23 protein-coding genes are annotated in these 23887 nt (G+C 70.6%); 11 read left to right on the top strand and 12 right to left on the bottom strand.

The annotated features are described in order from the left end of the window. Positions 1–17 precede the first annotated feature (17 nt). The 3 genes from AB0B61_RS18035 (at position 18) to AB0B61_RS18025 (ending at position 3036) form a co-directional block, all read left to right on the top strand. Positions 18–179 (top strand): hypothetical protein, encoded by a 162-nt coding sequence (locus AB0B61_RS18035; protein ID WP_358432714.1) that lies wholly within the window; start codon positions 18–20, stop codon positions 177–179. Then, positions 164–1609, top strand: a complete 1446-nt coding sequence (locus AB0B61_RS18030) for a hypothetical protein (protein ID WP_358432712.1) — start codon at positions 164–166, stop codon at positions 1607–1609. The genes AB0B61_RS18035 and AB0B61_RS18030 overlap by 16 nt, the downstream gene beginning before the upstream one ends. 185 nt (positions 1610–1794) lie before the next feature. Then, entirely contained in the window at positions 1795–3036 is a 1242-nt protein-coding gene (locus tag AB0B61_RS18025; protein WP_358432710.1) for a trypsin-like peptidase domain-containing protein, read from the top strand. A gap of 80 nt (positions 3037–3116) precedes the next feature. On the opposite strand, the gene AB0B61_RS18020 is transcribed toward AB0B61_RS18025, so the two are convergent. The 7 genes from AB0B61_RS18020 to AB0B61_RS17990 all read right to left on the bottom strand — a co-directional run bounded on the left by AB0B61_RS18020 (position 3117) and on the right by AB0B61_RS17990 (position 8361). Next, positions 3117–3857, bottom strand: coding sequence for an ABC transporter permease (locus AB0B61_RS18020; RefSeq protein ID WP_358432708.1), 741 nt, complete (start codon positions 3855–3857; stop codon positions 3117–3119). After that, positions 3850–4731, bottom strand: a complete 882-nt coding sequence (locus AB0B61_RS18015) for an ABC transporter ATP-binding protein (RefSeq protein WP_358432706.1) — start codon at positions 4729–4731, stop codon at positions 3850–3852. The genes AB0B61_RS18020 and AB0B61_RS18015 overlap by 8 nt, the downstream gene beginning before the upstream one ends. Next, the gene (locus tag AB0B61_RS18010; protein ID WP_358432704.1) at positions 4728–5048 is read right to left on the bottom strand and encodes a transcriptional regulator; all 321 of its coding nucleotides are present in this window, start codon (positions 5046–5048) and stop codon (positions 4728–4730) included. The genes AB0B61_RS18015 and AB0B61_RS18010 overlap by 4 nt, the downstream gene beginning before the upstream one ends. After that, a complete protein-coding gene (locus AB0B61_RS18005; RefSeq protein WP_358432702.1) occupies positions 5045–5674 on the bottom strand; it encodes a hypothetical protein in 630 nt (209 codons plus the stop codon). Before AB0B61_RS18005 ends, AB0B61_RS18010 begins: the two co-directional genes overlap by 4 nt. Positions 5675–5757: 83 nt before the next feature. Further along, positions 5758–6522 (bottom strand): FAD:protein FMN transferase, encoded by a 765-nt coding sequence (locus tag AB0B61_RS18000; protein ID WP_358432700.1) that lies wholly within the window; start codon positions 6520–6522, stop codon positions 5758–5760. Continuing rightward, positions 6519–6968, bottom strand: a complete 450-nt coding sequence (locus tag AB0B61_RS17995) for an FMN-binding protein (RefSeq protein WP_358432698.1) — start codon at positions 6966–6968, stop codon at positions 6519–6521. The genes AB0B61_RS18000 and AB0B61_RS17995 overlap by 4 nt, the downstream gene beginning before the upstream one ends. A gap of 49 nt (positions 6969–7017) precedes the next feature. Continuing rightward, positions 7018–8361 (bottom strand): ferredoxin reductase family protein, encoded by a 1344-nt coding sequence (locus AB0B61_RS17990; RefSeq protein WP_358432696.1) that lies wholly within the window; start codon positions 8359–8361, stop codon positions 7018–7020. Positions 8362–8462: 101 nt separating this feature from the next. Here AB0B61_RS17990 and AB0B61_RS17985 point away from each other — a divergent pair, with 101 nt between their 5' ends. Continuing rightward, entirely contained in the window at positions 8463–9170 is a 708-nt protein-coding gene (locus tag AB0B61_RS17985) for a response regulator transcription factor (protein ID WP_358432694.1), read from the top strand. Continuing rightward, a complete protein-coding gene (locus AB0B61_RS17980; RefSeq protein WP_358432692.1) occupies positions 9167–10570 on the top strand; it encodes a HAMP domain-containing sensor histidine kinase in 1404 nt (467 codons plus the stop codon). Before AB0B61_RS17985 ends, AB0B61_RS17980 begins: the two co-directional genes overlap by 4 nt. A 54-nt stretch (positions 10571–10624) precedes the next feature. Here the strand turns inward: AB0B61_RS17980 and AB0B61_RS17975 are convergent, their stop codons facing one another. Next, positions 10625–10891 carry a DUF1876 domain-containing protein gene (locus tag AB0B61_RS17975; protein ID WP_358432690.1) on the bottom strand — a complete coding sequence of 89 codons (267 nt, stop codon included), beginning with the start codon at positions 10889–10891 and terminating at the stop codon, positions 10625–10627. 105 nt (positions 10892–10996) lie between these two features. Here AB0B61_RS17975 and AB0B61_RS17970 point away from each other — a divergent pair, with 105 nt between their 5' ends. Together AB0B61_RS17970 and AB0B61_RS17965 are read left to right on the top strand one after the other, a co-directional pair. Beyond that, positions 10997–11968 (top strand): HEAT repeat domain-containing protein, encoded by a 972-nt coding sequence (locus AB0B61_RS17970; RefSeq protein WP_358432688.1) that lies wholly within the window; start codon positions 10997–10999, stop codon positions 11966–11968. 48 nt (positions 11969–12016) lie between these two features. Then, positions 12017–12682, top strand: a complete 666-nt coding sequence (locus tag AB0B61_RS17965) for an AIM24 family protein (protein ID WP_358432687.1) — start codon at positions 12017–12019, stop codon at positions 12680–12682. A gap of 63 nt (positions 12683–12745) precedes the next feature. Here AB0B61_RS17965 and AB0B61_RS17960 read toward each other — a convergent pair whose 3' ends face one another. From AB0B61_RS17960 to AB0B61_RS17945, 4 genes are read right to left on the bottom strand one after another with little or no spacing between them, the layout of a single operon-like run. After that, positions 12746–14857 carry an alpha-galactosidase gene (locus tag AB0B61_RS17960; protein WP_358432685.1) on the bottom strand — a complete coding sequence of 704 codons (2112 nt, stop codon included), beginning with the start codon at positions 14855–14857 and terminating at the stop codon, positions 12746–12748. Between the two features lie 11 nt (positions 14858–14868). Continuing rightward, on the bottom strand, positions 14869–15726 hold the full coding sequence (locus AB0B61_RS17955) for a carbohydrate ABC transporter permease (RefSeq protein ID WP_358432683.1): 858 nt from the start codon (positions 15724–15726) through the stop codon (positions 14869–14871). Further along, entirely contained in the window at positions 15723–16637 is a 915-nt protein-coding gene (locus AB0B61_RS17950; RefSeq protein WP_358432681.1) for a sugar ABC transporter permease, read from the bottom strand. Before AB0B61_RS17950 ends, AB0B61_RS17955 begins: the two co-directional genes overlap by 4 nt. Beyond that, positions 16634–17944, bottom strand: coding sequence for a sugar ABC transporter substrate-binding protein (locus AB0B61_RS17945; RefSeq protein WP_358432679.1), 1311 nt, complete (start codon positions 17942–17944; stop codon positions 16634–16636). Before AB0B61_RS17945 ends, AB0B61_RS17950 begins: the two co-directional genes overlap by 4 nt. 200 nt (positions 17945–18144) lie before the next feature. Here AB0B61_RS17945 and AB0B61_RS17940 point away from each other — a divergent pair, with 200 nt between their 5' ends. The 4 genes from AB0B61_RS17940 (at position 18145) to AB0B61_RS17925 (ending at position 23872) form a co-directional block, all read left to right on the top strand. Continuing rightward, entirely contained in the window at positions 18145–19287 is a 1143-nt protein-coding gene (locus tag AB0B61_RS17940; RefSeq protein WP_358432677.1) for an ROK family transcriptional regulator, read from the top strand. A 32-nt stretch (positions 19288–19319) separates the two neighbouring features. Continuing rightward, positions 19320–21038, top strand: a complete 1719-nt coding sequence (locus AB0B61_RS17935; RefSeq protein WP_358432675.1) for a beta-galactosidase — start codon at positions 19320–19322, stop codon at positions 21036–21038. Between the two features lie 130 nt (positions 21039–21168). Further along, on the top strand, positions 21169–22173 hold the full coding sequence (locus tag AB0B61_RS17930) for an aldo/keto reductase (protein ID WP_358432673.1): 1005 nt from the start codon (positions 21169–21171) through the stop codon (positions 22171–22173). 130 nt (positions 22174–22303) lie between these two features. Then, positions 22304–23872 (top strand): alkaline phosphatase D family protein, encoded by a 1569-nt coding sequence (locus AB0B61_RS17925; protein ID WP_358432671.1) that lies wholly within the window; start codon positions 22304–22306, stop codon positions 23870–23872. Positions 23873–23887 lie beyond the last annotated feature (15 nt).

Genomic DNA, 23887 nt, shown 5'->3' with positions numbered 1-23887 from the left:
GTGAAGGAGCGGATCGCATGGACTCCCCAGAACTCTTCACCCACGTCTACACCGCCGGCCAAGGATGCATACCCGAAGGCGGCTTGTGCGTCGGCATCGCCGGGCCGGTTGGCCGATGCTGCCCAGGACTGGTCTGCCGCTCGCTCGCCCCCGACCTCTCTCTGTGCGAGCACCGCTGACGATGAAGATCGGCTGGGGGCGGCAGACGGTGCTGGCCGGGCTGGCGGCCGGTGGGGCGGTGCTGGCGCGTACCGATACCGCGATCGGGGCGTATCTCAACGCCCCGGCGGCTCGCTGGCTGCGGCGGATCACCGCGACCGGGCTGGACGAACCGCCCGGGCAGGCGGCCCTGACCTGCTTGCGGGTGTGGGCGAGCACGGGCCTCATCACGCTGGACGAGCAGGCCGCGATCCTGGTCGGCGACCCCGCGATCGAGGAGTACGAGGAGCGCGGGCGGGCCGTGCGGCGCGAGCTGCTCCAGCGGGCCGCCCTGTTCCCGCCAGCCGACACGCCGATCCTGGCGGTCGGGGTGGGCCGTGACTGTGCCTACTGCGACCAGCTCCTGATCGACCTGGCCGCCAACGCGCCCTTGCGGGACGGCGGTGTGGTGGCGTCCGGCGACGACCAGACCCGGGTGTTCGGAACCGTTCCCGGCGCCGGACCCGATCGGCTGGCCGAGCTGGCCCGGGCGGCCGCGCCCCTCGGCACGCCCAGCGGCGTGCTGCTCCGCCCGGGCAGGCCGCCGCGGATCCTGGAGGGCTACCGCCAGGTGAGCGCCGCGATCGTGTCGATGTTCGGGGACGAACCCGACCGGGTGGTGGTGGAGACGCCCAGTTCCTGCTCGGTGAACGTCACCTCCGGCGAGGGCACCTCGGTGCGGCCGGTCCGCGCCGGCGACCGCGTCGTGGGGATCGCCACCCGGGGTGCGGTCACCGGCGAACTCGACGGCTGGCTGTCGGCGCACACCGCCGACGCCGCGTACGCGCCGGCCACCCTCACCGTCGAACGGCCCAGGAACCTGTATCTGGTGTATCGGGGCGGTGCGATGATCGCCCGGCACAGAACGCCGGCCGACACCATCGCCTGCTTGCAGGCCCTGCTGGCCGCATACGCCGACCACGCAGGCGCGGCCGAGGACGAGGCCGACGTGGACTGCGGGGTGCTGTGGCACCCTGACCGAGCGGCCGTGCTCATCCCCGATCACTGGCTGTCGCCGATGACCAAGAAATCCTCCCGGCTGCGCCGCAGTGGCTGGCAGCTGTGCCCGCAACCCTATGTACGGCTCAGCATGCGCGACGGTCAGGCGTGGGCGCGGGTGCGTCCGCTCGGCGAAGATCCCCAGGTGGCGCCGGTCGCGTTCCTGGCCGTAGATCCACCGGCCCCGGCGACCGACGAGCAGCTCGCCCGCACCCCCAGCAGCGAAGAACGCGCGGCGCAACTGGTGTGCTGGGCGGTCCGGCCGCTCACCCCGCCACGCCTGCACGCCCTGGCCGCCACCGCGCACCACATCCCCATCCGTACCCTGGGTCCTGACCCGATCCTCGCCGAACTCTCCACCCTGGTACTCGCGCGAGGAGCCGACTCGCTCGAGCGAGTGAGGGCTGATTAAACCGACCTTGACCTGTGTGGTTGCCGTCCAAGGTAAATTTCTGACCGGGTTCACGCGGATAACCGGGCCGTGACCAGCTGTGATAAGGCTGCCGTCAACCCTCTCATACAGTTCTGATCACCGGCTTAACCTGCACTTACGCGCTCCTTGGCACTCTTGAGTCATCGGTACTTGAGGAGATGACGATGAACGCGAACGAGCCTCGCGAGCAGGGCGCCGGCGGCTGGAGCCAGTTCGGCGACCAGCCGCCCTCCGCCGGGGGCTTTCCCCGGCGAGACACCGTGATCATGAACCAGCCTCCGCCTCCCAAGCCGCCCAGGCGGGGCTTCTCCGTCGGGCGCAAGACGATCGCCGGGCTCGCCTTGGCGGCCGTGGCCGTGGGCGGCGGCGCGGTGGGGGCCGTCGCCGCCACGGCGTTCCAGGACACCACAGTCGTCTCCGCGCCGAGCCCGGTCTTCAAGGCGGCCTCCAACCAGCTCACCGTGGCCCAGGTCGCGCAGAAGGTGCAGCCTTCGGTCGTGATGATCCAGGGGCAGACCGGCGAGGGTTCGGGCGTGGTGCTGTCCGATGACGGGCTCATCCTCACCAACAACCACGTGGTCGTCGGCGCCGGGCAGGGCGGGCAGATGACCGTCAAGTTCAACGACGGCAAGACGGCCAAGGCGTCGGTCGTGGGCACCGACCCGTCCACCGACCTCGCGGTCATCAGGGCCGACGGCGTCTCGGGCCTGACCAAGGCCTCGCTCGGCGACAGCGACCAGCTCCAGGTCGGCGACGCCGTACTGGCCATCGGCAGCCCGCTCGGCCTCGACGGCTCCGTCACGGCGGGCATCGTCAGCGCGCTCAACCGCACGGTCACCGTCGGCGGCGAGCAGGACCAGCAGCAGCAGCTTCCGCCTGGCTGGGGCCAGCAGCGGGAGCAGCAGCAGGGTCAGGAGAGCGGGGCGACGACGCTCGGCGACGCCATCCAGACCGACGCGGCCATCAACCCGGGCAACTCCGGCGGCGCGCTGGTCAACGCGGCCGGTCAGGTGATCGGCATCAACAGCGCGATCGCCACCAACGGCGGCAGCAGCGGCAACATCGGCGTCGGCTTCGCCATCCCGGTCAACACCGCCAAGCAGGTCTCCGACCAGCTCATCAGCGGTGGCAAGGTGACTCACGCCTTCCTCGGCGTGAGCGTCACCGACGCCACCGGCGACGTGCCCGGCGCGCTGATCCGCCAGGTCACCTCCGGAAGCCCTGCCGACAAGGCCGGGCTGAAGCAGGGCGACCTCATCACCAAGATCGGCAACACGCCGGTGGAGGGCGGAGATACAGTTGTTGGCCAGGTCAGAGGTTTCAAAGTAGGCCAACAGGTTCAGATCACTTATATGAGGGACGGAAAGTCGAGTAACGTCTCCGTCACCCTCGAAGAGAAGAAATAACCGGACCCCCTCACGGACGGGTGTGCCGTCGAGATCGCTGCGGACTCGGCGGCACACCCCCCGTTCGAGGTGATCTCATCTCAAGAGAAGCGGCGGCCCTCGTCGCGCCGGTAGGCCCAGCCCGCGGCCAGCGCCGCGATCACGGTCCACACGCCGAGCATGATCACCGCGATCATGTTCGGCGAGGTGCCGGTCGTCACGGCCCAGATCAGCTCCCCGGCGCCACGGCTCGGCACGAACGGCGACACCTTCTGCACGAAGTCCGGCATGATCTGCGGCGGCAGGAACAGCCCGCCCAGGATCGCGATCGGGAAGAACACGACCTGCGACACGCCGATGGCCGCCTTCGAGGCCAGCACGAAGCCCAGGAACAGGCCGATCAGCATGAACGGCACCGCCCCGCCGAGCAGCGCGAGCAGCCCGATCAGCAGGTTCGGCACCGTGATGGTCGCCGTGGTGAACAGGGCCGCGATCAGCACCACCGGGATCGTCGACACCAGCATCGTGGCCATCGTCGTGAGGATCCGCCCGGCGAAGCGGGGGAACGGTCCAGCGGGCAGCGTGCGTACGTAGGGGTTCCACGGTAGTTCGCGGTCCTGCGCGACCGTGATGCTGAGCCCCATGAGCGCGGCCGACATGGCGCCGATCATCATCATCGACCCCGTCGCCCGCGTCGCGGCCACCGGATCGTCCCCCGTGAACGGCACCACGAACGCCAGCATCGACGCGGCCGGGAAGAACGAGCTGGCGACCAGGCCGATCGGCACCCGGAGCTGCTCCAGCATCAGATAGCGGGTGTGGGCCAGGATCAGGCTAGACATGTTCGGTCTCCTTGGCGGTGATGGCGAGGAAGGCTTCCTCGAGCGAGGTCGGCCTGATCTCCAGACCGGAGAACGGCGTGCCGCTCCGCACCAGCTCGACGACCAGCCGGTCGGGGTCGGTGGTCACCAGGTTGATCCGGCCGTCCGCACGCTCGCTGGCGAGTACGCCGGGCAGCTCGGGCAGGTCCTCGGCGACCAGCGAGACGCGCCGCACACCCACCATGTCGCGTACGGCCCGCACGGTGTCGTCGGCGAGCACCCGGCCGTGGCCGACGACCACGACCCGCTGGGCCAGGGCCTCGATCTCCTCCAGGTAGTGGCTGGTGAGCAGGACCGTGCCGCCGCCCTCATGGAAGTCCTTGACGCCGTCCCAGAGCGCGCGCCTGGCCTCCACGTCGAGGCCGGTGGTCGGCTCGTCGAGGAAGACCATCCGCGGGTTGCCGGCGAAGGCCAGCGCCACGCCCAGCCGCCGCTTCTGGCCGCCGGACAGGCCACCGATCTGCCGCTTGACCAGGTCGTCGAGGCCGAACCGGGCGAGTAACTCCCCTTTATCGGCTTTTTCCGGATAATGGGCTGAGACGAAGTCGACGATCTCGCCTACTCGCAGCGATTCGGGCAGGCCCGTCTCCTGCGGCGTGACCCCGATGCCTCGGCGTACCACCGGATCCTGCGGGGAACCGCCGAGCAGTTCGACCGTGCCGGACGTCTGTTTGCGCAGGCCCACGAACAGGTTGATGAGCGTCGACTTGCCCGCGCCGTTGGGGCCGAGCAGGCCGACGAGCTCTCCCGCCCTGATGTCGAGCGAGACGCGGTCGAGGGCCAGCACGTCGCCGTAGCGCCGGGTGACCTCCACCGTTCTGGCGAGGATGGTCATGGAGTGCCTCCTGCGGAGTCGAGTAGGGCGCGGATCGCCTTGGTGTAGTCGTCGAAGGCGACCTGGCCGCGCTTGGTGAGCGAGACATAGGTGACCGGGGTACGGCCCTTGTGCGTCTTCGTGATCTGGACGTAGCCGACTTCCTCGAGCTTGGTCAGGTGGACCGAGAGGTTGCCGGCCGTCATGCCGAGCAGATCCTTGAGTGCGGGGAAGGCGATCTCGTCGCCCCCGCCCATCGCGTTGAGCGTCGCCACGACGCGTAGCCTGGCCTGCGCGTGGATCACCGGATCGAGCTCCGGAACATCACCGGCCGTCACCGGCACTGCCTCCATCGCCACCACAGGCCCAGGACGATCTGCCCGAAGCCGAGCAGCACCGCCGTCAGCAGCGCGTGCCAGCCGGGGCCGAGCAGCACGCCCAGGCCGTTGACGGCGGTCACGCCGACGCCGACGAAGAACATCGGCCAGTACAGGAAGATCGCGCCGCCGGCCATGTACATGACGCCCACCACCAGCATGGAGACGCCCGCCCAGAGCAGACCGGACTCTCCTTCCGGCAGCATCGGGCTGATCCGGATGGCGATGATCGACATCACCACCATCCCGGCGAACCACGTGTAGCCATACATGGCGCCCCTGGCCGAGCTCTCGCCCCGGACGCCGATGTTCATCTTGGTGATCTCGTACGCGGATAGAGAGCCCGCGATCACCATGGAGATCATCAGGACGGCCACCGCCTGCATCTGCGAGATCGGCGCGTACGGCTTGCCGTCCAGCCCGTAGTGCAGGAAGACGCAGGTGAAGCCGATCAACCAGGCCACGCCCCAGGGGACGTACAGGAACAGGGGATCACCCCTGAACCTTCGCACCGTGGCGGCTCGCTGCTCCTCGATGAGGCGCAGAGTCTCCTCCGGGCTGGGGGCTCGCTCGCCGTCGTCTACCATGACAACTCCTCTTAGCCTCAAACTGGTTTGTACTTTAAACCAGCTTGCGCCGCCAACACAACCCGCCGGGGCGAGGAGAGGAATCAGAGAGCGGGAAAGCCCCTGGTCCGCCAGGTGTCGCCGCTCGCGGTCACCGCGAACGCCTCCAGGCCGGAGGTCTCCTCCACCCAGTCGCGGGCGGCGTCGCCCATCGCGAACGCCGCCGTCGCGAAGGCGTCGACGGCGGTCAGGCGGGGGCCGACGAGGGTGATGGAGAGCAGCGCGTCGGCGGCGCGCCCGGTGTGGGGGTCGAGGATGTGCGGGCCGCGCTCGGCGCTGCCCGAGGTGGCGATGGCCAGGTCATGGCCGGTGACCACGGTGCAGAGGGCGCCGGGCCGGGCGGGGTGCGCGATGCCGATCCGCCACGGCGAGGGGCCGGGGCCGAGCTGGATGTCGCCGCCGCCGTTGACGCAGTGGCGGCGCGCGCCCGCCTCGGACAGGATCCGGGACGCCTCCTCGATCGCCCACCCTTTCACCAGGCCGGACGGGTCCAGGCGGCCACCGGGGTAGATGGTGAAATATCCGTTCGTGTCGTGTTCTGCCTGTGCGCACAGCGAGAGCACCTGGGCCACCTCGGGCGGGCAGCCGGACAGCTCGATCTCGCCCCGGCCGAGGCGGCTGATCGCGCTGTCCGGCCGGTAGGTGGAGAAGACCGCGTCCACGTGGTGCAGCCAGGCGACCGCCCGCGCCACCGCCCCCGCCGTCGCATCGTCGGCGCGGGCGGTCGTGCTGGCGGTGGCGTCGGGGTCGGCGTCGCGTACGTCGAAGGAGAAGACGGTCCCCATCGCGTGCTCGACGTGGCGGGTCACAGCCCGGCCCGGTCGATGGCGCTCTGCAGGGAGCGGGTGTAGCCGTCGCTGGTGTACGTGGCGCCCGAGACGGAGTCGATCTGGGCGCTCTGGGCGGACAGGGCCTCCTCCTGGAGGACCGGCAGCGCCCTGTCGTTGATCTCGACGTCGCGCCGGTTCTCGTTCGGCGCCTGGAGCACCTGGACGTCGGAGATCTTGCCGCCGCTGACGCTGATCCGCACCTGTACGGGGCCCCAGCGCGTGTCGGCCACGTCGCCGTCGACCGTCCGGGCACCTGCGGATCCCTCGGACGAGGTGGACGAGGTGGGCGCCGGCGTCGCGGACGTCTGGGTCTGGGCGAGGGCGGCGGGTGGCTGGGTGGCCCCGGTGACGTCGTGCGGCTTGAACGACAGCAGCAATGCCAGGCCGATGGCGGTGGCGACCACCGCGAGCAGCGCTCTCCGCATGGCGGGAACCTCCTGAAAAGGGAACTAGAACGCGGACTGAAGGCTGGGGCTAGAACTCGAACGACTCGTGATGGATGCGATGGGCGGGCACGCCCGCCGCACGCAGCGCCCCGATCGCCGCCCGCGTCATCTCGGGCGGCCCGCACACGTAGGCGTCGTGCTCGCGGAGGTCGGGCAGCAGGCGGTCGAGCCCGTCGAACAGGTCCGGGGACCTCGGCCCGACCGAGCAGTAGAGCCGGGCGTCCCCGCGTACCCTGGCGATCTCCTCCAGCTCGTCCCGGAACAGCAGCTCCTCCGGCGTACGCGCGCGATAGAGCAGCGTCAGCCGCCCGGGCAGCGTCTCGAACAGCGTGCGCAGCGGCGTGATGCCGACCCCGCCCGCGATCAGCACCGACTTGCGGGCGCGGCCGAGACGTGCGGTGAAGCCGCCGTACGGCCCCTCGGCGATGACCCGGGTGCCCGGCCGCATCCGGGCGAGCGCCGCGCTGTGGTCGCCCAGCGCCTTGACCGTGATGCGCAGCCCGCCACGGTCCGGCGCGGCGGACAGCGAGTAGGGGTTGGCCGACCACCACAGCTCACGGGTCAGGAAGCGCCACCGGAAGAACTGGCCCGGTTCGGCGCCGAGCCGCGCCAGGTTCCGGCCGGTGAGATGGATCGAGACGACGCCCGGCGCGTCGGCGCTGACGTGGGCCACCCGCAGCCGGTGGCGCGCCCATACCCGGACCGGGCCGAGGAAGCGGTACCAGATCAGCAGCGCGGCCACCCCGAGGTAGAGGGCGTACCAGGCGTACTGGGCCACCTGATCGCCGGTGAACTGGGCGCCGGTCGCCAGTTGGTGCCCGAACGCCAGCCAGGCCGCGAGGTAGGTGTAGAAGTGCAGGTAGTACCAGGTCTCGTAGCGCAGCCTGCGGCGGGCGGCGCGGGCCGACACCAGGGCCACCCCGAGCAGCAGGAGGAAGGCCACGGTCGCCTTCAGCACGTCGGGGAAGGACAGCGCCATCGTGACGGCCTCGTCCACCACCCCGGCCTGGTCGGCGACCGCGTACCCCCAGATGATCGTCAGGACGTGCGCGGTGACCAGCCCGATGACGTACCGGCCGCCCATGGCGTGCCAGCGGGCCAGCCGATCGCTGCCCACGCCGCGCTCCAGAGCCGGGACGCGGGCCATCAGCCCGAGCAGCACGGCCATGCCGTACCCGGACAGCAGGCCCGTGACGCGGCCGCTCTCGGTGAGCCAGCCGTCCAGGCCCGACACGGACGGCGTGCCGCGCCACCACAGGACGACGACCGCGACCGCGCCGGCCACCACGGCCGCCAGCACGGGCTCGGGCCGGAGGCGGCGGCGCGGCGGCGCGGCAAGAGCGGCCCGAGCCGGTGCGTGAAGAGTGGTCATGGGAGTAGACCGTGCCCGGCGAACCTCTGATTTCCCTATGAACGGAGCCCTTCAGAGGATTCTCAGAAGAACCTCGTATTTTGTGACGAAGAGGAGGAAACATGAACAGCCTGCTGCGCCCGGACGGCACACCGATCCGCGTGCTCGTCGTGGACGACGAGCCGGACCTCCTCGAAGTGCTGGAGAAGACGCTGTGCCAGGAAGGCTGGCAGGTGCGCACCGCGGCGAGCGGGGCCGCCGCGATCCGCGCGGCCGAAGGGTTCGCGCCGGACGCCGCGGTCCTGGACGTCATGCTGCCCGACCTGAACGGGCTGGAGCTCATGCGCCGGCTCCGGGCGCTGCGGCCCGAGCTGTGCGTGCTGTTCCTGACCGCGCGGGACGCGGTCGAGGACCGGGTCGCGGGCATCACGGCGGGCGGCGACGACTACGTGACCAAGCCGTTCAGCCTGGACGAGGTGCTCGCGCGGCTGCGCGGGCTGCTGCGCCGGGCGGGCATGGCGCGGCCCGGCACCGAGGACCGGCTCGTGGTGGCCGACCTGTCCATGGACGAGGAGGCCAGAGAGGTGAGCAGGGCCGGTACGCCGGTCGAGCTGACGCCCACCGAGTTCGAGCTGCTGCGGCTGCTCATGTGCAACCCGCGCCGGGTGCTCAGCAAGGCGCAGATCCTCGACCACGTCTGGTCCTATGACTTCGGCGGCCAGGCCCACGTCGTGGAGCTGTACATCAGCTACCTGCGCAAGAAGATCGACGCGGGCCGCCGGCCGCTGATCCACACCGTGCGCGGCGTCGGGTACGTGCTCAAGCCGTGAACCTCGCCCCTCGCACGCTCAGGGCCCGGCTGATCGCCGGCTTGCTCGTCCTCCTCGCGCTGTCGTGCGCGGCCATCGGCGTCGCCACGTCGGTGGCGATGGAGCGGTTCCTGCTCGCCCGCGTCGACCAGCAGATCGCCGCCGACGGCCCCCGGTTCGCCGCGAGCCTGGAGCACGGCGAGGACACGCGGGGACAGGCACGGGGTACGTTCGGCGCGCGGCTGGTCGGCGGGCGCGTCACCCACGCGGCGGTGGTGTCGGAGCGGGACGGCACCCACCCCGGACTCAGCCCTGACGACGAGGCGATCCTGGCGGCGCTGCCGGTCGGGGGGCCGCCGCAGACCGTGGACCTGTCCAAGCTGGACGACTACCGGCTCGTCGCCGCCCCGGGCCGGGACGGCGACGTCATGATCACCGGGCTGTCCCTGCACGGTGTCGAGGAGACGCTGAACCGCCTGTGGCTGTTCGAGCTGGTGATGTTCGCCGGCGCGCTGACCGTCACGGGGGTCGCGGGCGCCCTGTGGGTACGGCTGGCGCTGCGCCCCCTGCAACGCATCGCCACGACGGCCCGCAAGGTCGCCGAGCTGCCCCTGGCCAGCGGCGAGGTGACCCTGGCCGAACGCGTACCCGACACCGACCCGCGCACCGAGACGGGACAGGTCGGCGCCGCGTTCAACCGCATGCTGGGCCACGTGGAGGCCGCTCTGGGCCGCCGGCACGCCGTCGAGCAGCGGCTGCGCGCCTTCGCCGCCGACGCCAGCCACGAGCTGCGCACCCCGCTGGCCGCGATCCGCGGGCACGCCGAGCTCGCCCTGCGCGGCGACGAGCCGATGGCGGACGGCGTACGGCACGCGCTCGGCAGGATCGACGCCGAGTCGGGGCGGATGAGCGAGCTGGTCGACGAGCTGCTCCTGCTGGCCCGGCTCGACGCGGGACGGCCGCTGGCCCGGGAGGAGGTCGACCTGTCCCGCCTGGCGATCGAGGCCACGGGCGACGCGCGGGCCGCGGGGCCCGGCCACCGCTGGCGGCTGGAGCTGCCGGAGGACCCCGTCACGGTGACCGGCGACGCGCTCCGGCTGCACCAGGTGATCGCGAGCCTGCTGAGCAACGCCCGCGTCCACACTCCGGACGGCACCACGGTCGTCGTGGCCGTACGGAGGCTGCCGGGCGCGGTGGAGGTCACCGTCGAGGACGACGGTCCCGGCGTGCCGGCCGGGCTGGAGGAGGAGATCTTCGAGCGGTTCTCCCGCGCCGACCAGGGCCGGTCACGCGCCACCGGAGGGGCTGGGCTCGGGCTGGCGATCGTCCGCGCCGTGGTGGTCGCGCACGGTGGCTCGGTGGACGTACGGAGCGGTCCGGGCCGGACCGAGTTCCGGCTGCTCCTACCTTCGGAGGGCTGAGCGTGAAGGCGTCCGGGGGGGCTTCCTGCCGGACGCCTTCGTGCGTTCGCGTGGTCAACGGGCCTCGATCGGGCCGCCGAGCGTGGCCACGTCCTCGGCGGCGTCGCCGAGGAGCTTGTCGGCCAGGTCCATCAGCGCCCGCCCCGCGGCCAGCTCGTCGCCGATCTCCGGCACGGCACGGTCATCGGGGTTGCGCCTGGCCACGCCGACACTCTCATGCCACCCGCTGTCCTCGGCGGACAGGACCGCACGGGCCAGCGTGCGCTCATCGGTGTCGTCCTCGCTGATGTAGATCTGCACGGTCCACTGCTTGCTCCGCATGATGCCTCCCTGTACGTCCTCGGTACGTACTGGGCACCTGCCCCCAGGGAATGCGGTGTCACGGACTTCCGGACACCGGCATGCGCCATATGCCAGCATGTCCGCATGCTGGCGAGTCTCGACACGATCGACTGGGCCGACCTGACGCACGCCTACGGCCGCGCGAAGGACGTACCGGACCAGATCCGCGCCCTGCGCTCTCCCGATCCCGGCATCCGGGACAAGGCTCTGCACAGCCTGTACGGGAACATCTTCCACCAGGGCACCCGCTACGAGGCGAGCGCCCACGCGGTGCCGTTCCTGCTGGAACTGCTCGCCGACCCCGAGACGCCGGACCGTCCGGCCGTGCTGCACCTGCTGACGCAGCTGGCCATCGGCTACGGCGAGCAGCTCCTGCCGTCCGGCTATCCCCTCGACGACCATCGCGCCACGGCGGCGGGCGGGGACCTGTTGCTGGCCGCCGGCAAGCAGTTCACGGACGACGAGGACGACGAAGACGAGGACGACGAAGAGGACGAAGACGACGACTGGGGCGAGGATGTCGCCCTGTTCCAGTACCTCCAGACGCTTGAGCCCGCCGAGGAGGAGCGGCTGTTCGCGTACTTCGCGCTGATGGCGTACGACGCGGTCGGCGCCGGGCTGCCGCTGTTCCGCGACCTGCTCGCCGACGCGGACGCCCCGGTGCGCGCCGCCGCGGCCTACGCCCTGGCCTGGTACCCCGAGGAGCGGGCCGCCGGCCTGCCGCCGCTGCTCAGGGCGGCGGCCGACGAGCACCCGGCGGTGGCAGCCACCGCCCTGGTCGCGATCGGCCTGCTCGGCTCGTTCAGCACGGCTCCCGAAACGGCGACAGCGCTGGACGCCGCCCTCGACGATCCCCGCGACGTGGTGCGCTGGGGCGCGGCCGTCGCGCAGGCCCGGCTGCGGGGCTCGGAGGCGGACGGCCGGGTCGCGGAGGAACTGCGGGGCTGGGCCGGCCGCGACGACGCCGCGTACGAGGAGATCGCGTTCAACTACGGCGACCTCCGGGGCTACGCCGCGCTGGCGCTGCGTGAGCTCGGCGACGAGCCGCTGGCCTGATCCTGGAGTCACTACGCTGGCGGGACCTCTTTCACCGAAAGGTCGATCATGCGCAGCTCCGTCTTCGACAACCTCGATCCGCGCCAGGTTCCCGCCGGCTTCGCCCTGGCCAACGGCAAGATGCTCCGGGTCCAGCTGCCCCACGAGGTGCTGGCCAAGCAGGGCTCGATGGTGGCCTTCCAGGGCCAGATGGACTTCGAGTACGAGGGCGCGGGCGGCATCGGCAAGCTGCTCAAGAAGGCCGTGACGGGTGAGGGCGCGTCGCTGATGCGCGTACGCGGCCAGGGCCTGCTCTACCTCGCGGACAACGCCGACGACATCCACCTGTTCTACCTGGAGAACGAGGGGCTGACCGTCAACGGGCGCAACCTGCTGGCCTTCCAGCCGCAGCTCACCTGGGACATCCAGCGGGTGCAGGGCGCGGGCGTCGCGGCGGGCGGGTTGTTCAACACCACGCTCACCGGCACCGGGTGGGTGGCGGTCACCACGCACGGCACGCCGGTGCTGCTGGACGCCGCGGCCATGCCGACGTACGCGGACGGGCAGTCGGCCGTCTGCTGGAGCACCGGCCTGCACGTCGGCGTGAACCGGACGATCAAGGTCGGCGCGCTGATCGGCCGGGGGAGCGGTGAGGCGATGCAGCTCGCCTTCCAGGGCCAGGGGTTCGTGCTGGTGCAGGCGAGCGAGGGCGTGCCGGTGGTGAAGTCGCAGTAGCCGCCCGGCCGAAGGAGCAGTGGGGCGCTGCCCGGTGACGGCTCGGGATTGTCCGCGACCTTCTCAGCGGCTCCTGGCGACGAGGTGGACCAGCACGGATTCGTCGGGGAACAGTGGCGGCACGGCGATGCCCGAGCCGGCCAGCGCGGAGCCGGGCAGGGCGAAGTCGCCGGTCGTCCAGGCCGGGGCGGTCCCGTGCGAGGTCACGGGCATGAGCGGGCGCACAGAGTAGACGGTCGCCGGGTCGAGCCCGGGCAGCCGGAGCCGGCCCGGCGGCCAGGTGGACGGGCGGTCCAGCATGGCGATCTCATAGACGGCCTCGGAGGCGTCGGCGGCGACGACGCCATGGGCCTGCACGCTCTCGGGAGCGTCGTCCACGCGGACCACCACGCCCGTGTGCAGCAGGTGGCGGTGCCGTTTGTGCAGGGCGACCCACGAAGCCAGGTCGTCCAGCTCGCCGTCGGTGAGCGTGGTGAGGTCCCATTCGATCCCGTAGTGGCCGAAGAACGCGGTGGCGGCGCGGAAGGCGAGATCGTGGCGGCGGCCGGTGGTGTGGGAGCGACCGGCGCCGATGTGGCTGCCGATCAGCTCGGGCGGCAGCAGTTGCCCGGTCCAGCGCATGATCTGCCGGCGCTCCGCGGGGTCGATGCAGTCGCTGGCCCAGACGCGGTCGGTACGCTCCAGGATGCCGAGGTCCACCCGGCCGCCGCCGCCCGAGCAGGACTCGATCTCCAGGCGCGGGTGCTCGGCCCTGATCTCATCGAGCAGCCGGTAGACGGTGTGCGTCTGGGCGTGGACGGCGGCCCGGCCGCCTCTCGCCGTGGAGCCCGCGTCCACGAGGTCGCGGTTGTGGTCCCACTTGATGAAGTCGAGGTCGTACTCGTGGATCAGGGCGAGCAGCCGCGTCTTGACGTACGCGTACGCCTCGGGGTTGGTCAGGTCCAGCACCTGCTGATCGCGGGCGAGCGGCGGCAGGCGGTCGCCGGTCTGCATGATCCAGCCGGGGTGGGCGCGGGCCAGGTCGGAGTCCGGATTGATCATCTCTGGCTCGAACCAGAGCCCGAACTGCATGCCGAGCTCTCTGACCCGCTTGACCAGCGGCGTCAGCCCGTCCGGCCAGACGGCGGCGTCCACGGTCCAGTCGCCGAGCCCGGCCCGGGCGTCGCGGCGGCCGTGGAACCAGCCGTCGTCCAGCACGAACCGCTCGACCCCGATCCTGGCGGCCCGTCCGGCCAGCTCCAGCAGGCGGTCGAGGTCGTGCTCGAAATAGACGGCCTCCCACGTGTTGAGCATCACGGGCCGGGGCCCGGACGGGTGCGCGGGCCTGGCGCGCAGGTGCTCGTGGAAGCGGCGGGCCGCGGCGTCCAGGCCGCGCCCGTAAGTGGCGTAGAGCCAGGGGCTCCGATAGCTCTCACCTGGCGCCAGGATGATCTCGCCGGGCAGCAGCAGCTCGCCGCCGCCCAGCATGGTCCGGCCGCTGGAGGTGCGCTCGGCGTAGTGGCGGTGGTTGCCGCTGAAGCCGACGTGCAGGCCCCAGGCCTCGCCGCGCCGGAAGCCGAGGTCGGCGGTGCCCGCGAAGAGGACGGTGGCGGCGTCGGGGCCGGTCCGGCCGCGGCGGTTCTCGCGCAGGTGGATGCCGGTGGTGAGGGGGCGGCGCTGCGGGATGCGTTCCTTGGCCCACCGCCCGGCCTGGTCGAGGAGGTCCGTGGGGGTTCCGGGCACGGGGAAGGCGAGATTGAGCGCGTCCAGGGTGTAGGGGGACTGGGACTGATTGCGCAGGTCCGCCCGGGCCCGCAGGAGGCCTGAGTCGCCGAGCTCGATGATGATCGTGAGGCCGAGGCGGGCGTGCTCGTCCCTGGCGGTGACGGTGAGGGACTGCCCGGTCCGCTGGTAGGCGACGCTGGTGAAGGCGGGGGACCAGTTCTGTCCCTGGTGATGCCCGGACAGGCCGGGCAGGCCCATCCAGCCGGTACGCGCCTCGGGCACCAGCGGGATCCGTACGGGCACGTCGACGCTGACGTCGAGCCGCGGACGGAGATCGGCCGCCAGGTGGGCCAGTGCCTCGTCCTCGAGCGGGCCCAGGTCCGGACCCCAGTGCAGGATCGCGGGCAGGGCATCGGGCGGACACTCGATCACCACGGACACACCGGCGGCTCTGAAGTGCAGAATCTCCATGGACGGCGGTTTCATCCTTTCAGTCCTCCGCTGAGCAGGTCCAGCCGCCAGAAGCGCTGCAGGCTCAGCAACAGGACGATGAGCGGGATCACCGACACGGCGGCGCCCACGATGGCGATGCCGTACAGGGTGGGCTGGCCCGAACCCTTGCTGAGCACGGTGTACAGGCCCACGGTGATCGGGAATTTGGACTCGTCCGACAGCATGATGAAGGGCAGCAGGAAGTTGTTCCAGATCCCGACGAACTGCAGCAGGAAGATCGTCACCATGCCGGGCACCATCATGGGCATCCCGATCGAGCCGAAGATGCGATATTCGCTCGCTCCGTCGATCCTGGCCGCCTCCATCGTCGAGTCCGGGACGGAGGCCATCGCGTAGACCCTGGCCAGGTAGATGCCGAACGGGGAGATGAGGCTCGGCAGCAGGACCGACCAGTAGCCGCCCACCAGGTCGAGCTCGGACATGATCAGATATTGCGGGATGGCCAGCGTCATGCCGGGCACGAGGACGCCGGCCAGGATGGCGTAGAACAGCAGGCTCCGGCCGCGGAAGTCGTACTTGGCCATGGCATACCCGGCCAGCGCCGAGATCAGGGTCGAGGCCGCGGCGCCGGCGATCGCGTACAGGGCGCTGTTGGCCGTCCACCGCAGGTAGAGGCCGTTCCCGTAGGTGAACAGGTCGCGCAGGTTGTCCAGCAGGCCCGTCCCCGGCGCGAAGGTGAACGTCGAGAACAACTCGCCGCTCGACTTGGTCGAGGCCACCAGCACCCAGGCGACCGGCACCAGGCAATAGATCGAGCCGAGGAGCAGGACGATGGTGGGCAGGATCTGGGCGCGCCGGTGCGTGAGCACGCTGTTGGCGGCGCTCATTGCATACCTCCGAACGCGCGCTTCTGGGTGACCTTCAGGAGCAGGACCGAGACCACGAGCGTGCCCACCGCCAGCAGGACGGAAGCGGCCGAGGCCAGCGCCAGGTCGTCGCGGACGAAGGCGTCGCGGTAGATGTGCATCAGGGGCACCCAGTCCCCGGAGATCTCCGACGTCATCGGTTTCACGGTGGTCGGCTCGCCGTACACCTGCAGCGTTCCGATCAGCGAGAACAACCCGGTGAGCACGAGGGCCGGCGCCACCAGCGGGATCTTGACCCGCCAGGCGATCTGCCATTCGGAGGCGCCGTCGATGCGCGCCGCGTCGTACAGCTCCGACGGGATGCCGCGCAGCGACGTGAAGATGATGATCATATTGAAGCCGACGCCGCCCCACACCGCGATGTTGGCCAGCGACGGGTAGATGCCGCCCGCCCCGAGAAACGGGATCTCGCCCAGCCCCAGCTCCCGGGTCAGGTAGCTGAACGGGCTGGTCGAGGGCAGGTACATGAAGCCCCACAGCAGCGAAGCCGTCACGCCGGGTACGGCGTACGGGATGAAGATCGCCGTGCGGGAGAACCTCTTGGCCCGCGACCCGGCGTGGTCGAGGAGCAGCGCGAACAGCAGCGCCAGCCCGAGCGTGAGCGGCACGCTGATCAGGCCGTAGAGCGCGAGCCGGCCGAAGCCGGCGAAGAACCCGGGGTCGGTGAGCGTCTTGACGTAGTTGTCGAGCCCGACGAAGACCTCTTCGCGCGTGCCGAAGATGCCCTTGCCGGTCAGCCTCAGGCCGCGCGCGCTGAGGTAGATCGCGTAGCCGATGGGGACCGCCAGGAAGGCGACGAAGAGCAGCACGGCGGGCGCCACGAAGAGATAAGGAGCCCGGGACCTGCGCTCCGCCCTGGGCAGGGCGGTCATGGGCCGGCGACCTTGAAGCCGGTGGTCTTCATGTCCGCCACCACGAGGTTGTGCGTCTTCGTCAGCGCGTCCCGCAGTGGGGTGTGATCACGGACCGCGGTGGCGACGGCGTCCTGGAAGGCGCTGCCGGCGGTGCTGACGTTCGGGCCCCAGCTGATGTGCGGAATCGTGTGCTGAGCCGCCTTCGTGGCGATGTCCCAGTAGTCCTTCTGGTTCGCCGTCAGCTTGGGCGGCGCGCTGGTTCTCGCGGCCTCCTGCCCGGCCAGCGACGCCGGGTACTCGCCCAGCTCGATCTGGACGGCGTTCGCCGCCTTGTCGGTGTTCATCCACTTGGCGAACGTGGCCGCCGCCTCGGCGTGCTTGGAGGTCTTCGTGACGGTCAGCGCGGAGCCGCCCTGGAAGGCCACCCGGTCGTCGCCCTCCTTCCACTGAGGGAGCGGCGCGATGGCCCAGTCGCCCGCCTGCTTCTCCGCGACGCCGTACAGCACGCCCGGCGCCCACAGCGCGCTCGGCCAGGTGAGGATCTTGCCCTTGTTCAGCTTGTTGTTCCACTCCGGGGTGAGCAGCGGCTCGGCCTTGACGAGGTCCTTGTCGATGAGCCCCTGCCAGAAGTCGGCCACCGCGAGGGAGGCCTGGTCGGCGATCCCTACGGTCCACGTCTGGTCCTGGACCTTCCACCAGGACGCGCCGGCCTGCTGGGCAAGCCCGGCGAAGTTGCCGAACTCCGCGGGTGCGAAGGTCGCCAGGTAGGTCTCCGGGTCCTTCTCGCGTACGTCCGCCGCGACCTTCGCGAAGTCCTGCCACGTGGCCGGCGGCTCGATCTTCAGCTCCTGGAAGCGTTTCTTGTTGTAGACCAGGACCATCGGGCCGACGTCCTGCGGCACTCCGTACACGGCGCCGTCGAAGCTGGTCAAGTTCCACACTTCCGGGCTGAAGGCGGTCTTGACGTCGCCGGTGTGGGCGGAGATGTCGGCCAGCGCACCGGCCACGATCATGGAAGGCAGGGTCTCGTATTCCAGGCAGGCGGCGTCGGGGCCGTTGCCCGCCCGGGTCGCCGTGAGCAGCTTGGCGGCGGTGTCCGTGCCGCCTCCCACGTCGGTGTGCTTGACCTGGATGTCCGGATGGGACTTGTTGAACGCCTCGACCTTGGGCTTCTGAGTGGTGCCCCAGCACCAGAACTCCAGCGTGACCGGCCCACTGGCCGCTGTCGGCGTGCTGGTGCTCCCGGACGTGCCCGACGAGCAGGCCGCGAGGACGGCGGCCGTGCTGAGCGCCGCGATCGAGCCGGCGAGCCTCGTGATACGCATTCGTGCCTTCTTCCTACAAAGCGGGCTGGCTTTGTAACAGAGCCAACCTAGGGAGAAGGTGAGAGCCATGTCACTACTTGTGCACAGATTTCTTGCGTGTTATGTGAACACGTTGTGACGTAGTGGACATGCTAGCTTTGCCGCGAAATCAAGTGAGAGGGCTGGCGCTGATGCGGGTGGAGCCTCAAGGATGGTGCGGCATGTGGGACGTCTTGCCCGACGCGGCACGCTCCATCGTCAAGGAGCTCATCATCCACGGTCCGCAGTCCAGGACCGCGCTGGCCAGGACCCTGCGCCTGTCCACCGGCAGCCTGACGCGGCTGACCAAGCCCATGGTCGACGCCGGGCTCCTCGTCGAAGGCGACGTGGTCCACGACCCGGTCAACGGCCGCCCGACCCGCCCCCTGGACGTGGCCGCGGGCGAGCACTGTTTCTTCGGCGTCAAGCTGACCGCGGACCGCGTCCACGCGGTCGTCACCGACCTGCGCGCCCAGATCGTCGCGGCCCGCGACGAGCCGATCTCCGACCGCCGCCCCCAGGCCGTGTGCCGCCAGATCAGGGGGCTGCTCGATGAGCTGTCCGGCGGCGAGCGGACGCCTGTCGGGGCCGGTGTCACGCTCGGCGGCGACGCCCGTTCGGCGGTCCAGCTCGGCGGTGAGCGGCTGGTCGACTCGTCGTATCTCGGCTGGCGGCAGGTGCCGCTCAAGTCACTGCTGGAGCAGGCTCTGGGCATCCCGTGCGTGGTCAAGAACGACGTGGCGGCGCTGGGCCACCAGCATCACTGGTTCGGGGCGGCCCGCGGGCTGCGCGACTTCGCGCTCGTCTCGATCGGGGCGGGAGTCGGCTACGCCTTGGTCGTACACGATCATCTGGTGACGGCGGCCGAGTCGGACCTCGGCATGTTCGCCCACCTGGTGCTGAACGCGGGCGGGCCGATGTGCGGGGACGGCCACCGCGGCTGTGCCTCCGCCTACCTGGCCAGCGAGTCCATCGTGGCCGCCGCCGGGCAGGGACTGCGGCGGCCGGTGACGTACGAGGAGGTGATGCGCCTGGCCACGGAAGGGGACAAGGTGTGCCTCGCCGTCGTCGCCGAAGCCGCGGACGCGCTCGGCAGGCTCATCGCCCACGTCGCGACGTTCTCCATGGTCAAGACGGTGATCGTGGCCGGTGAGGGCGTGGAGCTGGCCCGCGTCGCCAAGGACGGTCTCGACCGGGCGCTCAGCGCGAACCGGCGCGGCCGGGTGAACTCGGTCGACGTGCTGATCGAAGTGGACGACTTCCGCGAATGGGCCCGTGGTGGCGCGGTCGTGGCCATCCAGAGTTTCGTAACCGGCAGCGACTGATCAGCGGCCGTAACCCCCTAGTTGGAGAGAGCATGTATTTCGGCGGAGACTACAACCCCGAGCAATGGCCAGAGGACGTCTGGCTGGAGGACGTCCGGCTGATGCGGGAGGCGAAGGTCAACCTCGCCACCGTGGGGGTCTTCTCCTGGGCCCGGCTTGAGCCGTCGGAGGGCGTCTACGACTTCGGCTGGCTCGATCGCATCATGGACCTGCTGCACGACAACGACATCCAGGTCAACCTGGCGACCCCGACGGCCTCCCCGCCGCCCTGGTTCGGCCTGGCCCATCCGGACGCGATGCCGGTGCGGGCCGACGGGACCCGGCTCACCCATGGCAGTCGCGACACGTACTGCGTCAACGCGCCCGCGTACCGGGCGGCCTCGCGCCGCATCGCGACGGCGCTCGCCGAGCGGTACGGCGCCCACCCGGCGACGGCCATGTGGCACGTGCACAACGAGTACGGCACGACCTGCCACTGCGATCACTGCGCGACGGCCTTCCGCGCCTGGCTGCGTGAGCGGCACAAGTCCCTCGACGCGCTCAACGACGCGTGGACCACGGCGTTCTGGAGCCAGCACTACTCGGCGTGGGAGCAGATCATGCCACCACGGACCACCCAGTACCGGTCGAACCCCGCCCACCTGCTGGACTACCGCCGCTTCTGCTCCGACGCGCTGCTCGCCCACTACCGCGAGCAGCGTGACATCCTGCGCGTCCATGGGCGGCAGCCGGTGACCACCAATTACGTCATGGCGGGATGGACGCCGCTGGACCACTGGAAATGGTCGGCCGAGGTCGATCTCGTGGGCATCGACCACTACACCGACGAGCCCGGCGACGGCGGGCTCGCCCAGGTCGCCTTCGCCTCCGACCTGGCCCGCTCCTGGGCGCGCGGGAAGCCGTGGCTGCTGATGGAGCAGGGCGTCGCGGCCATGTACGTCCCTGATGGGACGCTCCCGCTGGAACCGGGAGAGCACACGCGGCGCAGCCTGGAATACGTGGCCCGCGGGGCCACTGGAGTGCTGCATTTCCAGTGGCGCGCCTCCCAGGGCGGGGCGGAGCAGTGGCACCAGGGCATGGTCCCGCACGCGGGCGCCGACAGCCGGGTCTTCCGCGAGATCGCCGACCTGGGCCGGACGCTCAGTGCCCTTCCGCCTGCGCAGCCCGCCGAGGCCGAGGTGGCCATTCTCTGGGACGACGAGGCCGCCTGGGCGCTGCGGAACCCGGCTCTGCCCGTGACCGGGCTGGACTTCCGCGCGTCGGTGGAGCAGGCGCACCGGGTGCTGTGGCAGCGGGGCCTCGCCACCGACTTCGTCCACCCTTCTCACGATATTTCGCGCTATCGGGCGGTGCTGATGCCGTCCCTGTACCTGATCTCTGACGAGGCCGTCGCCAACCTCACCGCGTACGTCGAGAGTGGGGGCACCTTGATCGTGTCGTACTTCAGCGGCGTCGCCGACCCCGACACCCGCGTCCGGCTGGGCGGCTATCCCGGCGCGCTGCGCGACTTGCTCGGCGTCCGCGTCGAGGAGTTCCGTCCCCTGACCGGCCCCGTCGCACTGTCCGACGGGACGGTCGGCGCCTTCTGGAGCGAGACCGTCCAGTTGACCGGCGCCACGGCGGCCGTGACCTACGTCGGCGGCGGCCCGGCGGTCACCCGGCACCAGGCAGGCGCGGGCAGCGCCTGGTACATCTCGACCAAGCTGGACGCGTCCGGACTCGCGAACGTCCTGGCACAGGCCGGCGTCTAGCGCCGGTTCGCACGCTCCCCCCGCCGGCGGAAGCCCCGGCTCGAAGGAGACCGATGATCGACGTACTTGACCTGGAGTCCACTCCAGCTGGCAGCGTCTTCCCTGTTGCCATTTCCAGGGAGAGTGCGAGATGACTGATTCATTCCGGATCTTGGGACGTAGCGGCCTGCGGGTGAGTGCGATCGGGTTCGGGGCATGGGCGATCGGCGGCCCCTTCATGGCCCGTGGCAAGCCGGCCGGATGGGGGCAGGTGGACGACGAGGAGTCGGTGGCGGCCGTGCGCCGGGCGCTCGACCTGGGGGTCACCTTCTTCGACACGGCCGACGTGTACGGCACCGGACACAGCGAGCGGGTGCTCGGGAGAGCGCTGTCCGGACGGTGGGACGAGGTGGTGATCGCGACCAAGTTCGGCCTCACCTTCGACGCGGCGACGCGGACGCTCACCGGCGAGGACACCTCGCCCGGATACATCCGGCGGGCCTGCCGGGCGTCGCTGGAGCGGCTGGGAACCGATCACATCGACCTCTACCAGCTGCACGTCGGGGACGCACCGCCGGAGCGGGTGGACGAAATGATCGCCGCGCTGGAGGAGCTCGTCGAGGAGGGCTTGATCCGGGCCTACGGCTGGAGCACCAACGACCCCGAACGGGCGGCCGCGTTCGCGAAAGGGCCGCACTGCGCCGCCGTGCAGCATGACCTCAACGTCCTGCACGACACCCCGGCGATGCTGGCGGTGTGCGACACCCACGAGCTCGCCTCCGTCAACCGGGGGCCGCTGGCGATGGGGCTGCTCACCGGCAAGTACGGCCGGGACTCGCGGCTGCCGATGGACGACGTACGCGGCGATTCTCCGCAGTGGATGACCTTCTTCAAGGACGGCCGGCCCGCCCCCGAGTTCCTCGCCATGCTGGAGGCGATCCGCGACATCCTGACCTCCGACGGGCGTACCCTCGCCCAAGGCGCCCTCGGCTGGCTGCTGGCCCGCAGCGGGCGCACGGTGCCGATCCCCGGCATCAGGACGGCCGACCAGGCCGAGCAGAACGCCGGCGCGCTGCGGCACGGGCCGCTGGCCCAGGCGCAAATGGAGCAGATCCACGAGCTGCTGCAGCCGCACGCCGTGGTGAAGTCACAGTAACCGCACAGGAAGCCTCTAGGAGTAGGACGATTTAACACAATTGCCTGTGATTTTTAACCTAAGTCTTGTTAGGAGCTTGGCTGCTTGCTAAAAAGTGAGGGCTTTCGACCCCCCAGCTCTTAGGAAGCCCATGCATCGTCCCTCACGCCGATCCTTCCTCGGGATCGGCGGCTCCGCCCTTGCCCTGGCCTTCACCACCAACCTCGCCGACCCGTGGACGGCCCAGGCCAGCGCCAGGGCCGACTACCCCTTCCAGTTAGGTGTCGCCTCCGGCGATCCGCTGCCCGACCGGGTGATCCTCTGGACGCGCCTGGCCGTCAGTCCGTTGGAGCCGCTCGGCGGCATGCCGTACGGCAGGATCCAGGTCGACTGGGAGATCGCGGAGGACGAGGCGTTCACCCGCCGGGCCGGGCACGGCTCCGCGTGGGCCACGCCCGAGTACGGTCACTCGGTCCACGTGGACGCCAAGGGGCTGCGCCCCGGCCGCGAGTACTTCTACCGCTTCCGCACCGGCGGCCAGATCAGCCCGGTCGGCCGGACCAAGACCGCCCCGGCGGCCAGGAGCAGGCCCGACGCCCTGAAGCTGGCCTTCGCCTCGTGCGCCCTGTGGCAGGACGGCTACTACAGCGCCTACCGCCACCTCGCGGAGGAGGAGCCCGATGTGGTCTTCCACCTCGGCGACTACATCTACGAGTACGGCATCGTGCCCACCGGCGGGCTGCGCAACACCCCGGTGCCCGAGCAGTACCGGGTGCAGTGCGACACCCTCGACCGCTTCCGCATCCAGTACGGCCTCTACAAGAGCGACCCCGACCTCCAGGCCGCGCACCACCGCGCGCCGTGGATCGTCACCTGGGACGACCACGAGGTGCTGGACAACTGGGCGGGCAAGTACGGCCCCGGCGGCGAGGTGACCGAGCAGGACTACCTGGTGATCCGCGCCAACGCCTTCCGGGCCTACTGGGAGAACATGCCCATCAGGGTGCCCGCCGTGCAGGGCCCTGACGCCCGGATCTACCGCCGGTTCACCTTCGGCGACCTCGCCGAGTTCAACGTGCTGGACACCCGGCAGTACCGCGACGACCAGGTCTGCGGCGACGGCCAGCAGATCGACTGCGCCGACCGGCTCGACCCGGCCCGGCAGATGCTCGGCGCCGAGCAGGAGAAGTGGCTGCTCGACGGCATGGACAGGTCCCGCGCCAAGTGGAACGTGCTGGCCCAGCAGATCGCCATGATCCAGCTCGACTACGACCCCGGACCCGCCCAGAAGCTCAGCATGGACCTCTGGGACGGCTACAAGGCCGCCAAGGACCGCGTCATCAACGGCATGATCGACCGCGAGGTCAGCAACCCCGTGGTGCTGACCGGCGACATCCACTACAACCTGGCCGGCGAGCTCAAGGCGAACTTCGACGACCCCGCCTCGCGCACGGTCGGCGTGGAGTTCGTCGGCACCTCGGTCAGCAGCGGCGGCAACGGCAGCGCCACCACCGGACTGCCGGCCGGGGGCAGCGACCCGACCAACCCGCACCTCAGGTTCTCCAGCTACCAGCGCGGTTACGTCTCCTGCGAGGTCACCCGGAGCCAGTGGCGGGCCGACTTCAAGGTCGTCCCGTACGTCGACAAGCCAGGCGCGCCCGTCTCCACCAGGGCCAGCCTCGTGACCCTCGACGGCACCCCCGGCCTCCAGGCCCTCTGACCCCGGAAGGAATGA

Origin of the sequence: Nonomuraea sp. NPDC049158 (genome assembly GCF_040648335.1) — a bacterium.
In the GTDB taxonomy this organism is placed as follows: Bacteria; Actinomycetota; Actinomycetes; order Streptosporangiales; family Streptosporangiaceae; genus Nonomuraea.
Note: the sequence above shows the minus strand (reverse complement) of the source record. Positions and strands in the feature narration are given on the sequence as shown.